Source organism: Pseudomonadota bacterium, assembly GCA_026390555.1.
Lineage (GTDB): Bacteria > Bdellovibrionota_C > UBA2361 > UBA2361 > OMII01 > OMII01.
On the sequence record JAPLFS010000019.1, the window covers coordinates 17,674 to 29,590 of the forward strand.

The 11,917-nt window shown below is 49.5% G+C and carries 12 protein-coding genes; 4 read left to right on the plus strand and 8 right to left on the minus strand.

Annotated elements, in window-relative coordinates:
- Nucleotides 1-4 precede the first annotated feature (4 nt).
- On the minus strand, nucleotides 5-865 hold the full coding sequence (locus NTV65_01585; GenBank protein ID MCX6113892.1) for a class I SAM-dependent methyltransferase: 861 nt from the start codon (nucleotides 863-865) through the stop codon (nucleotides 5-7).
- Nucleotides 866-1,021: 156 nt separating this feature from the next.
- Between NTV65_01585 and NTV65_01590 the strand changes: the two genes are divergently transcribed.
- Complete coding sequence (locus NTV65_01590; GenBank protein MCX6113893.1) at nucleotides 1,022-1,312, plus strand: hypothetical protein; 291 nt, start codon at nucleotides 1,022-1,024, stop codon at nucleotides 1,310-1,312.
- A 64-nt stretch (nucleotides 1,313-1,376) separates the two neighbouring features.
- Here NTV65_01590 and NTV65_01595 read toward each other — a convergent pair whose 3' ends face one another.
- On the minus strand, nucleotides 1,377-2,243 hold the full coding sequence (locus NTV65_01595; protein MCX6113894.1) for a glycosyltransferase family 2 protein: 867 nt from the start codon (nucleotides 2,241-2,243) through the stop codon (nucleotides 1,377-1,379).
- A 332-nt stretch (nucleotides 2,244-2,575) separates the two neighbouring features.
- Here NTV65_01595 and NTV65_01600 point away from each other — a divergent pair, with 332 nt between their 5' ends.
- Nucleotides 2,576-3,097, plus strand: coding sequence for an NUDIX hydrolase (locus NTV65_01600; protein MCX6113895.1), 522 nt, complete (start codon nucleotides 2,576-2,578; stop codon nucleotides 3,095-3,097).
- A gap of 18 nt (nucleotides 3,098-3,115) precedes the next feature.
- Complete coding sequence (locus tag NTV65_01605; GenBank protein ID MCX6113896.1) at nucleotides 3,116-4,084, plus strand: TMEM43 family protein; 969 nt, start codon at nucleotides 3,116-3,118, stop codon at nucleotides 4,082-4,084.
- A gap of 195 nt (nucleotides 4,085-4,279) precedes the next feature.
- Here the strand turns inward: NTV65_01605 and feoB are convergent, their stop codons facing one another.
- The 4 genes from feoB to NTV65_01625 all read right to left on the minus strand — a co-directional run bounded on the left by feoB (nucleotide 4,280) and on the right by NTV65_01625 (nucleotide 8,264).
- Nucleotides 4,280-6,253 (minus strand): ferrous iron transport protein B, encoded by a 1,974-nt coding sequence (gene feoB, locus NTV65_01610; protein MCX6113897.1) that lies wholly within the window; start codon nucleotides 6,251-6,253, stop codon nucleotides 4,280-4,282.
- 15 nt (nucleotides 6,254-6,268) lie between these two features.
- Nucleotides 6,269-6,532 carry a FeoA family protein gene (locus tag NTV65_01615; protein ID MCX6113898.1) on the minus strand — a complete coding sequence of 88 codons (264 nt, stop codon included), beginning with the start codon at nucleotides 6,530-6,532 and terminating at the stop codon, nucleotides 6,269-6,271.
- Between the two features lie 204 nt (nucleotides 6,533-6,736).
- Entirely contained in the window at nucleotides 6,737-7,468 is a 732-nt protein-coding gene (locus NTV65_01620; GenBank protein MCX6113899.1) for a rhomboid family intramembrane serine protease, read from the minus strand.
- 94 nt (nucleotides 7,469-7,562) lie between these two features.
- Nucleotides 7,563-8,264, minus strand: coding sequence for a hypothetical protein (locus NTV65_01625; protein MCX6113900.1), 702 nt, complete (start codon nucleotides 8,262-8,264; stop codon nucleotides 7,563-7,565).
- A gap of 279 nt (nucleotides 8,265-8,543) precedes the next feature.
- Here NTV65_01625 and NTV65_01630 point away from each other — a divergent pair, with 279 nt between their 5' ends.
- Nucleotides 8,544-9,365, plus strand: a complete 822-nt coding sequence (locus tag NTV65_01630; protein MCX6113901.1) for a hypothetical protein — start codon at nucleotides 8,544-8,546, stop codon at nucleotides 9,363-9,365.
- A 70-nt stretch (nucleotides 9,366-9,435) separates the two neighbouring features.
- Here the strand turns inward: NTV65_01630 and NTV65_01635 are convergent, their stop codons facing one another.
- Nucleotides 9,436-9,906: a hypothetical protein gene (locus NTV65_01635; GenBank protein ID MCX6113902.1), complete on the minus strand. Its 471-nt coding sequence runs from the start codon at nucleotides 9,904-9,906 to the stop codon at nucleotides 9,436-9,438.
- Nucleotides 9,907-9,937: 31 nt separating this feature from the next.
- Nucleotides 9,938-10,885 (minus strand): hypothetical protein, encoded by a 948-nt coding sequence (locus tag NTV65_01640; GenBank protein MCX6113903.1) that lies wholly within the window; start codon nucleotides 10,883-10,885, stop codon nucleotides 9,938-9,940.
- Nucleotides 10,886-11,917: the final 1,032 nt, after the last annotated feature.

Genomic DNA, 11,917 nt, shown 5'->3' on the forward strand with positions numbered 1-11,917 from the left:
CCTGTTAGGTGGTATGTGATAGAACGATTAGCGACCCAGCAGGAAGTATGCGCTCGGTAAGCTCCTCCTTAATAGCTAGGGGCTCGATAGCTATCTCTACACCACGGTCATTAAATCTATCTAAGGCGATGTTGCGCGCCACATCTGATGTACTGGCGGAGCTGTGGTTTGTGAAAAAGACTACCCCGGCTTCGGGCGCAAGTATATCGAGCACGAGCGTAACTATATCGGGGGCCTTCTCCTCTAGGGTCCATGAATTATTCTTTGAGACCCGACTGAACGAGGGGGGATCGATGATGATAATATCGTAGAGATTACCCTTACGGTGCTCGCGCGCCATAAAGGTCAGGGCATCATCAACGATCCAACGCACCTTATCGTTCGTCCCGATGTTCATCTCCACGTTTCTCTTGGCCCACTCGATGGCTCGCTTTGCCAGATCAACGTGGGTCACGATAACGTCGGGTAGCTTTGCACAGAATGCAGTGGCGAGACCTGTATAGGCGAACAGATTAAGAATACGGATGGGACTCCTGCCACGCGCGCGTAATTGCTCTATGGTTGCACCGACGCGCGATAGGTAGAGGGCATGTTCTGGGAAGATCCCAAGCTGCCCATTTGACATGAGTTCGAGTTGTAGGTTGACCCCCTCTATCTCGGTGTTCCAGGTGGAGAAGGGCGCGCGTTGGTGACTCCATTGGTCCGGGGGAAGGTAGATAGCGTCTGCGCTCTCCCATAATGCGTTGTTTCGTTGCTTCCAGGCGCTTAAGCTAGAGGGTCGGTCGATGACTACATCTCCAAAGCGCTCAAGTTTGCGACCGTTACCGGAATCGAGCAGCGAGTATCCATTTATCTGTGACGTCATGGGTACCAGTATGGCATGAGTGCCGTTCTGTGGACACCGTATCTCAGTGAGTCAGATCAGCAAGCTAGAGCGATTAATTGCAAAAACAGGGGGTGCTTGACGGAACCTAGCCAATTCCCGCTACTTTTTTTGAGAGAGCGCACCGATAGATACCCTGTGATAGATAGTCCATTATACAGAGGTATCGTTGTGTCACACCGTTCAAAGATCGAAGAGGTTCAATTTTATCTCGACCGGAGCCAAGACTCCCTACTCGCCACACTGCGAAGTATCCTGACAAATCCTCGCATATCAGATGATGAGCGCCTGCAGGCGCTGCGTATGATGAGCGCTCATCATCAAGAGGTCTTTGAGTTTATCGCTGCTCGCATCTTTGATGGTGAGCGGCGGGGGCTTGAGATGGCAGCTGCCCATGGTAATCGGCAACAGGGCGATATCCCCCAATAGTTTTATAGTAAATCCAAAAAGTTGAAGATCTCGCCTAAAGTTGAGTAGGAGGCGCCAAGTAGCTCTATTTATGACCTAGCGCGCTGACTGGGTCGCTATGCTCAAGTGCCGCAGAGTCCCTTTCAAACTGCTCGTAGCTTTCGCGAGTAACGTTGCGGTGCATCACGCGGAATCGAAATATATCACGGAACATAAGCAGTGCATCCATTACCAGATTAACCTTCGAGCCAGGTACGTTGGTCCAGTTAATCGGCACCTCTTTAACGCTTAGTCCAACCTTGTGGGCAAGAAAGAGTAGCTCTACATCAAAGCTAAATCGATCGGAGCGTTGCTTACGGAAGAGAAAGAGCGCCGCCTTGCGGGTAAACATCTTAAAGCCACATTGAGTATCTGTGATCGATGGGAGGAGTATAATATTAACGCAGTAATTAAATACCCGTCCAAGTAACCTACGATGAATAGATGTCGCAACCTTTGTATCTTGTGAGGCCAGAGCCCGTGATCCGATCGCAATGTCGAACCCCGCAGCAAGGGCGGCCTGCAGGCGTGATACCTCCGCAATCGGCGTAGCACCATCGGCGTCTGCGAACAGGATTACGGCTCCGTGGCTGTTAAGAACTCCTAGCCTAACGGCGTGTCCCTTTCCATGGTTTTTAGGTAGCTGTATTAGACGCACCTCGGCGCGTACCCGCTCAAATTTTCGAACAACCTCGGCGGTATTATCTGAGCTTCCATCATCAACGACTATAACCTCGTATTTGGCGCCCTTACGGTCAAAGAGGTCGATAATGTCTATCAGGGTCGGGGGTAGTCGGCGCTCCTCGTTAAAGGCTGGAACGACGATACTGATATCAACCGAGGAGGTAGAGGCTGGCTGGCGCTCCATCCAGTCGCTAAGGCGCTCAGATGTGGGGGGTGATTGGAGGGTCATAGGCCTTAACTTATAAGTGTACAATCCTCTTTAGTTTATGCTGACCCCTTTAGTTTATGCTGAATAGTTACAATTGATCAATTGTGTGTCGTTAAGTAACGTAACGGTATGGTAACTGGTCACCGTAGTTTAATGTCGCGATTCAAGCTATTGAGATTACGGCGAAGTTTCATAGGTAATTCGATTGTTCGTCCCCTGATCGGGGACGATAGATTTTGTGACCAGTTAATGTTTTCACCCCCGATTTGCTCCGCAAATCGGCCCCTTAGGGGCTATTGAGTGTCATTAACCGTATGCGAATATTTCTGGAATATGCTGACTAGTTACACGCGATGAAAGTCATAGAATCACACCTCCTATACGAGGGGAAACTTAGGGCGGTCAGAGAGACACTTGAATCGCCGCAGGGTAAACGCTTTGTACACGAGACGATCGAACATCCGGGGGCGGTTGTTATCCTGCCTTTACTGGAGGATGGGCGCATAGTTTTTATTGAGCAGTATCGGCACTCGGTTAGGGAGTCCATACTGGAGCTTCCGGCGGGAACCCTTGAAAAGGGCGAGGAGCCAGAGTTCTGCGCGCAGCGCGAACTGATGGAAGAGATCGGCATGGCGTGCAGGGAGCTTATATCTCTGGGCACCCTCTTGCCGGCACCGGGATTCTGTAATGAAGTTCAGCACATATTTTGCGCCAAAGATCTTTATCCCAGAGAGGCTACGCCGGATGAGGATGAGGTCATAACCGTTATAAAGCTCTCGGTTGCTGAGGTGGAGGAGGTAATCCGTAACGGACGACTCCGAGACTCGAAGTCGTTGGCGCTTCTTATGCGAGCCAGGGTTAGTCGTATTATATAGTATTAGGGAATAGTTATCGTGAAGCTCTCTGCATTGAAAACTAAGTCCAGGGCATCTCTCGGGGTTTTCACACTACTGTGTGCGCTCGGTTTAATGTGGAGTGGGACGGTACGGAGCCTTAAGGACCAGAGTAATATTAACGCAGCACTCGGTAGAGCTATTACAATTGATGCTGCAAGCCCTGATCCCGGTAACAACAACAAGCTTGTGGTTGCTGCTGGTAGGCTCAGTTCAGGAGAGATGCTTGAGGATGAGCTGCTTAAGCCCGGCCCCTACCTAGCTCTTAAACGACGGGTAGAGATGTTTCAATGGTCGGAAGAGCGTTCATCCGATGATTCACTCCCTGAGTACTCAATCAATTGGCACCCTGGACAGATAGACTTCTTTCGCTTTCGTAAACCACAGGGGCATGAGAATCCGCTACTTAAGTTTCAACCGGAGTTAAAGACCGTAGGGCAGTCTACGTTTTCAGGTTTTGATGGAAGTAGGATTATAAAAGCTATAAGCGACCCGGCGCGCTTGATCCTAACTAAGGAGATGTTGCGTGATCCATCCCTTGAGATCGTTGATAATAAGATCGTTATTAGACGTGACCCTTCCAGTACCGAGCTTGCCCTCGGGGATATGCGAGTTTGGTATGAGTCCTTACCGCCCGGTGATTATACCGTACTGGCTGTGCAGGCCGATGAGCGCAGCTTGTTAGGAAGCGAGCGTAGCGATCAGCTAGTAATTCAAGCGGGGCTTTTAGATGCGGAGCAATTTCTTGAGCAGCAGGGGGAGCAGGCCTCCGAATCGTCGAACGGGATACTCTATATGGGAACAGTGCTGCTCTGTATCGGGTTGCTCTCTATCCTGGGGTCGTTCTCTCAGCGCTTAGATCTACGGCCAAAGGTGAACTTACAGGGCCAAGCAGCGGCTATATTTTTGAGCGTTGCAATATCGCTCACTGTTCTTCTAATCCTGTTGATACTTTCGCTGGTGAGTTAATTGGAAGTGGGCTTCTCTTGTGTTGCAGAGGGCTGCTTTCCCTTATCGCCGCACCCACAACTCCCACAGCCGGAGCGCTTCTTAGAGAGCGCTCTAGTAAGCAGCCGAAAAACGTAAAATGATGAGATTAGTAATATAGCACAAGCAATAACTGTTTGGGTCATAGATTACGGTACCTATAGGCAAAATAAGACGCTACTCAAAAACAATAGATCCGATCTGGAACGTTAAAAGGGATGCTACATATGCAAGAGTGGTCATGTAGCCAAACATTCCAAAGGTCCATCCCCACGAACCGGTCTCCCGTTTGCATACTGCAAGTGTAGACATACATTGACAGGCAAATACGTAAAACACCATCAGAGAGATCGCCGTGAGTGTTGAGAAATCTCCAGACTCCTTGCGTTTTTGCAGGGTCTTTATAAGCCCCTGATTCTCATTATCATCGTTATTAACACTATAGATAGTGCTGAGTGTGGTTACAAAGACCTCACGCGCTGGGAAAGATGATAAGATCGCTATGCCGATCTCCCAATTAAACCCAAGGGGTTTAATGGCTGGCTCTATAGCCGTACCAAGCCGCCCAGCATAGCTGACCTGAACCGGATTTCCAGTAAACGATGGATCTGGTTTGGGATAAGAAGCTAGAAACCATAAGATCACAGAACATGCTAGGATTAGAGTGCTCGCGTTTTTTAGGAATGATATAACGTTGTCATAAACCCCACGCAGAACGACTCGCAGAACTGGTCTACGTAGAGGGGGCATCTCCATCACATGAAAGCATGACTCCTTCCACAAAAAACACCTCTTTAAGATGTACGCCACGCAACATGCGCCAATAATCCCGAGTAGGTACATTCCAAGTAGCGTGACACCTTGCAGCGAGATAACGCCACCCAGCATGATTGTTGGAATAAAGGCGGCTATAAGCACCGCATAGACAGGCAGTCGAGCGCTACAGCTCATCAGCGGCGCAATCATAATAGCCGCGAGTCTATCTGAGCGGCTTGGGATTGAGCGCGTTGAGAGTATGCCTGGCACCGCACAGGCAAAGGAGCTTAATAGCGGGATAAATGCGCGCCCTTGCAGCCCGACTTTGCGCATAAAATTATCAAGTAAGAACACCGCTCGAGAGAGATACCCTGAGTCCTCTAGTAGCCCGATAAAGAAAAAGAGGATAGCGATCTGCGGAACAAAAACCAGTACGTTTCCAACTCCTGGTACGATGCCCTCAGTGATAAGGCTTGTTAGTATTCCATTCGGTAGAAGTGCAGCAAGCCACGCACTCAGCCCCTCAACCGTTGCTGAGATAAGCTCCATCGGCAGCTGCGCCCACAGAAAGATAGCTTGAAAGATAATGCCAAAGATTATCAGCATGATCGGAAGCCCCCAGAGCTTGCTCGTAAGAGCTCTATCAAGTGCAGAGCTGACGGTCGACCCATCCTCAGAGCGTTGCGAGGATGTTTTCTTTACGAGAGCTCTAATCCACGTATAGCGCAGCGAGCCGATAGCGGTAATTGTAGCGGCATCAAGGTGTTTAGTAGCCACTGATTCCTGCGTTTCAAGGGATGCTCTAAGGGCATGCTCTAAAGGCAGCCAGGCGAGCCGTTTCGAGGAGCTGGAGGGGGTAAGGAGCGCACGTGAGATCTCTCTAAGGAGGTTGGTAAATCCGAACTTGCTTCGGGCGATAATTTGAACCACCGGAAGATCAAGGGCGCGAGAAAGAAGCTCTCCGTATACCTTAATGCCAGCCTGCTCAGCAGCATCCATCATATTAATAGCGAGTACGATCGGAAAACCGGCATCTATTAACTCAGATACGAGAAAGAGATTCCGCTCAAGATTTGTGGCATCAACGACCGCCACCACAAGGTCCGGTTTTCTGCATCCCTTTAGCTCGCCGCGCAGAAGTTGCGTGACTATCTTTTCATCTAAAGAGGAGCCGAGGAGTGCGTATGTACCTGGGAGATCTATAATTTGAGCGTAGCCACCACCATTAAGAGAGATCGAGCCCTCTTTGCGTGCAATTGTAACGCCTGGATAGTTCGCCACCTTGTAGCGAGAGCCGGTTAGTCCGTTAAAGAGCGTGGTTTTTCCGCAATTTGGATTTCCGACGAGCGCTATAGACCTTGGGTAGTTTTCGTCGACGTCAGTAATAATCGCCACAATAGGGGGCCAACCTTATAGTGGTTGAACTTGAATGTGAGCCGCCTCAGTGCTGTGCAGAGAGAGCACAGAGCCAAAGAGCTTGATATTGATCGGAGAACCAAAGAAGCCGCGTTGAGTGACCGTAACCTCAGAGCCGGAAACTAGACCCATCGAGACAAGCTTGCGAAGTAGCTCAGCCGGGCAGCTCTTAATAGCTGAGATAATGACCCGCTGCCCTACGCGCATAGAGTTGAGCAGGGGCTCATCTTTGTATTGGGTTGCTACGTTGCAATTCACAGCATTTTCCATAATTTATGCAAAATATCGCATTTCAAGCTGATATGTTCACCTGAGTCTTTAGTGGTATACCCTGCGCTTGTTAGCTATGTCAATTGGTTGCGTTATGAACAGCGAGCATTGATGCTATGAAGCCTGCTTTGAATATAAAGCAAACGCAATAAAAAGTAGCTTTTACAAATAGTTACGTGATTTTTAATGCTGCTAGTGCACGGTTGAATCTGGATCACCATCATCGCTGCGCGATCCCTTAACGAGGCGAAACTTCGATTTAGATTTCAAGCGCCGTAACTTCCAGGTATAGTAGGAGAGCTCAATACTTTGACGCAGCCGAGGCAATCTTGAGCGATACATATAGCCGTAACTTAGTCCTGCTGCGATCAGCTCCGGTATGACAGCGGTTAAAGAACCGAATATGCCGCTTAAGATCACAAATCCAAGACCCACTAGCGCGAACGTTTTGCCGGTAATCGGGGTGCCCCAAAAGTTTAGCATCTGACCCGAGAACCATGACGAGAGTCCAAACATTATCCAGAGCGTTGTAACGACCTGACGTGTGCCTGGATAAAAGGCCGTAAAGAATGTCTCGGGAGATAGCGCTGCAATTAAGATCGTCACTAACTCGGCTAAGAGAGGAATTCCAAAGATAATAGTGACAAATCGCCGCCTACCCCAACGCGATTCAAGCAAGCCCCCGATGCTGTACATAATCAGTGCGGTAAAGATTATCTCTATCGGCGATATCGCGATAAAGAGGGCTGTAAACGGGCGCCACAGCTCAAGGTCGTAGAGGGTGTGAAGTGGAGAGAACAGGAACGGACGGAGGTTTGAGCGCTCAAGCAGCCCCTCAATAACGGAGGCTATCACCGTAATTATAGTCAGCGAGTGTGCAGCACTTTGAAATGAAAGGGAGGAGAACGATCGTCGGTTCAACATGTGATTCTGGATTGCAGTTAAGCAGTTTAATGGACCTAAGTGTCCACGGCAGGGTTATACTAGCTAAGAGATAGGGAGTAAGGAAAGGTGGTTATCATTTATGCTCTGCCAGGGCGGAGTTAACGTCACCCTGCAGGTCAAATTGAAGCGCGCTTTTCAATACCTGAGAGACGGCGCGGAATGCAGGGATCTCTTCAAATGGGTCCATTGAAGACCGTTTTCGCTGCTCGCTTGTGACGCGTATAGCAAAGCTACCACCAACGCAATCGACAAGCAGTGAGTCGGTAACCTGTGGGGCATATCCGAGGCTAGCGAAGCTCAGAATGCTTCGAAAACGCTCTATCCCGAAGCGCAGAAAGCGTGGCTTGATGGGGGCCGCATATCCAAGCAGCCTAAGGGGGAGCCATTCAGGGAGGCTGCCGCTACGGTGTGGCTCAAGCTGGTGCACGATATGGTGCGCGCCCTCAAAGCGTTTAAATGGAGAGAGCAGCGAGACCTCAAAGGGGGCGTAGTCAAACTCAGTTTTTGTTGCTTGTAGGGGTGAGGTTCCGCCCATTCGAAAGAGCTCGTCTTGTGGGGCTGCAACTATTCCAGGAATAAGGAGATCTTGCGCATTGCGGCCCTTAAGATCGGTTAGCGTCCCCTCCTCTGAAGAGGTCGTCAGTAAGGGTAGCACCGTACGCAGGAATCCATCGATCAGATCAGAGAGAGCGCCTGCGCTGATCGGGCGCTGCTCGGAGTACTCTAGTCCGTAGCCCCCCAAGATCCAGTTCCTTGTAATCTGCAGTGATGACATAACTCTGCATTATCTCGCATAGGGGGCGTGGCTGTCACGCCTTTCCAGTTAATTCAGCAGCTTTGGTGCCTAGCATCACAGCTCCCCATCAATCGAGATCCAGCCGGGGCCTTCGCTAGCTGTTAGGCGCTCTTTAGTTGTTGCGAGATAGCTGCGACCTGAACGCTTCTTAACCTAAGGACATCCACATGTAGTCTGGCATAAGCTCTTATTCTTACAGGACAAATTTAGGCAAAAAATAAGCTCAAGTTATTCGTTCTCTATACCGAGATACTCAGTATGATCTGGCTCAGACTCTTTATCGCCCTAATAGCATTAACCATCTCATCTGACCTTTCGGCGTGGGCACAGACGCAAGTGAACTCTCCTGAGGGGTTTTATGACTGCACAGAGGTCGCAAACGGTAAAAAAGTGAGAGATCGAACCCAATATAAGGACTGCTGCCTCCCATCAGAGATGCGCTTTTGCGAGGGGTGCGTCGACCATCGCAGCTTCTGTGAGAAGCAGACGCAGGTGTGCGGAACCACAACAACGCCGGACAAGAACAATCTTTGCTGCAGCGCACATCCTTCTCCCTGCAACGACTGCAACAGGCCTAGCATGACCTCGTGCGAGACTCAGCTTAATCAATGCGGGGCGACGGCTGATGTGGGGTGCGGCTGCGGGAATGGTAAAAGCTGCTACGGCTGTGACCGCGTCGCCAATAGCGGAAAGACGGATCCGGGCTGCGGCTGTGGTCAGCCAGCGCCGGGGCCATGCGGCTGTTCCGCGTGCCCACCACCACCCGCATCGTGTAATCACGCCCCAGTTAAGCTTAGCAACCGTAATCTTATAAGCTTGCACTTTGGAACTAAGGACAACGACAGTAACGGAGTTCTCTCAGACGGACCGCAGTACAGAGAAATATGTAAGAATGCACTAGGAGCGTCGTCTTATGATGCTGTAGTTTACTATGATATAAATGAGGCCAGGTTCTCATCTCCTGGCAACAACTCTATCTGCTCGTATAAGCCCAATTCGTCAACGGAGAAGCACTGTGTGAACGCCAAGAATGTTGCTAACCCAAAACATATCTCGCAGATTAGCTGCCGATGCAACTAGATCTAATAAAGGACAGGAAGATCAAATGCCTATTAGCAAATAATTGATCCGAGGCACAGCCTTGCTGGTATTAGTAACCCAATTCCCCACCATTATCGTTCTTACTGCCCGGAGGATTGAGGAGCTTCATCTTTTCTTCAAGGTGAGGTGGTAGGGGCTGCAGAGGAAAGGCTTCTTTTGCGACAGCGTAGCACTCATCGGTGAGTTTAATCTTTCGTGGATACTTCGTGTTGAACTCAAACCAAAAACAGGAATAAAAGGCAGCCTCTGGCTGCTTGATAGTTCCTTTAGCTTGCTCAGTTTTTTCGTAGCACGTATCAACAAAGGGGCGCATCGCTATTTCGCACTCAGTGGCTGGAAGGTCAACACAGGTGGCTAGCTTGCCATCCTCGCCACAGAATGATTTGACGACAGCGTTCTTGCTCTCCTCAAGCTGGTCCTGGCCCTCCTGAGCATCAGCATGGCGGGTGCCCAGCGATACCACACATGCGAAGCCGATGACGGCGCTGAATACTAGTTTGTAAAGTCTCTCCGTTTTCATAATTTTGCTATCTCCTTTTCGTACCCCTAGGTTAGAACAGCCCCTCACGTTTTGTTTCCCAATCGGCTACTTTCGCTTCCTCCTCGGTGTCATCGACAGCGGTCTTAAGCGCTGACACGATAGCCGCGTCAGAGGCCTCAGTCGAGAACTTTTCAGCAGCACTCCGGGTATTCGGAGTACTAGTTGGTTGGGGCGTTGGCGTCGCGGTTGGCGTAGGAGTTATCACTTTATTGTCATTTGTATTATTCTGATTCTGCTGCTGCCTCAAAAGCTGTATTATGGCCGCTAACAGTATGTCCTGAATCGAACCGCCACCGCCACCGCCACCGCCACCGCCTCCTCCTCCGCCACCACCTGGATTGAGTGCGCTGCTAGATGCTCCGTTTGTTGGGCAGCCATCCTTCTCGTATTGAGGATCAATTGATTCGCCAGCATCTGGATACGCCGTACCGACCATTGTATCCCTTCTATTCTTGATGAAGATACCGCTACTTTCAGGAGTGAAATCACATTCAAACGTCTTTCCATCCTTCCCTTCGTACAGGACGGTCATGTGGTGGGCCGAGTTACTTCTTAGTCCATAAACTTTTCCATGTTTGCTTAGACATGGGTCCGAGTTATACATACACGCCATGTGAGCGTTTCCGGTTGAGCAATCGTTATAGTTCACTATATATGGCCGTTCCATTACGTCAGGGATGCCATTATTGTTTTTATTGGCGTATCCTCTGCTTATGGCGCTCTTGTGGGCCATCTTTTTAACGTCATCACAATTTTGGGGTGGTTTGTCTTCAGGCGGACACTCCTTAATGGGTTGAGCGTGCTTGCCATCATTGGGGGATGCTGGCGACTGCGTGAAACCAGATGACGCAGATATCAGATGTAAAGCTATTACAGATGCGATGCCTGCGCTTATGCGAGCTCGATTTGAGGGGCGTAAGCCAGCTACGCAACGCGAATAATTTAACTCCAGAACCATGTGACTATACCCCCTAGTCATTAACTAACCTATCATTGTCACGCTCGATATAAGAGCAGAGCTATAATGAATCCCTCTAGTCTTTAGGTTATGTCACATAATTGAGAGGATGTGACTTATCGGAGGCTCTAGCACAGCGCCGCATCAAAGATAGTTTGCAAGGTACTGTAAGATCATTGGAAAAGATCATTGGTACAGATCGTAGGCACGGGGCTACTACTGCTCACCTGCTCAGTTTTTTCGTAGCACGTATAAACAAAGGGGCGCATCGCTATTTCGCACTCAGTGGCTGGAAGTTCAACACAGGTGGCTATCTTGCCACCCTTGCCACAGAATAATTTGACGACAGCGTTCTTTTGGCAGAGCGCTCTTGTCAGATACCTAAGACTTACTAGAGCATCAAAAGATACTACGGACGATACTCATCAAGATGATGAGGCAAACGAGCTAAATTCGAGGCTCCTTTTGCAAAGGAAGCAGAGAGCAAGCCAGAGAGCAACTATCGTGCTGAGTTCCGTAAGAGTGCTTGGGTTGCCTGCACTAAACGCACTTGCGAGATAGATCCACTTGAGTGCTCCAGATGTAAAGCACAGATGCATATCTATAGCGCTCATCCAAGATAGGCACACAATTTCAGATATTATGAAGGCAGAGAGGCTCCCAGACTTGAAAGCTTAGCCAGATATCCTAAAGTATCATCGCGACCCCTACCTCGCAGGCTACCAATGAGCTTTTCTACTGTGACTCTTGCAAGCCGTCACCTGAGGACTTCTAAGCGCCGCTTCGTTTCCTTAAAGTAACGCAACTGTTTAATAGTTGGTCAAGACATAAGCAAATCTTATGATACTTTGCAAAAAAATTTGCCCTATAGGCAAAAATAGCAGATAAATTAAGCATGGCAAATAATAAAACCAGCAGTTGCCCTTTTTCGGGCGGAGCAATCACATCGGCAAACATGGGCACCACAAATGCAAAGTGGTGGCCAAATCAACTCAATGTCAGAGTCCTTCACAACAATCCAGAAGTTGGCGA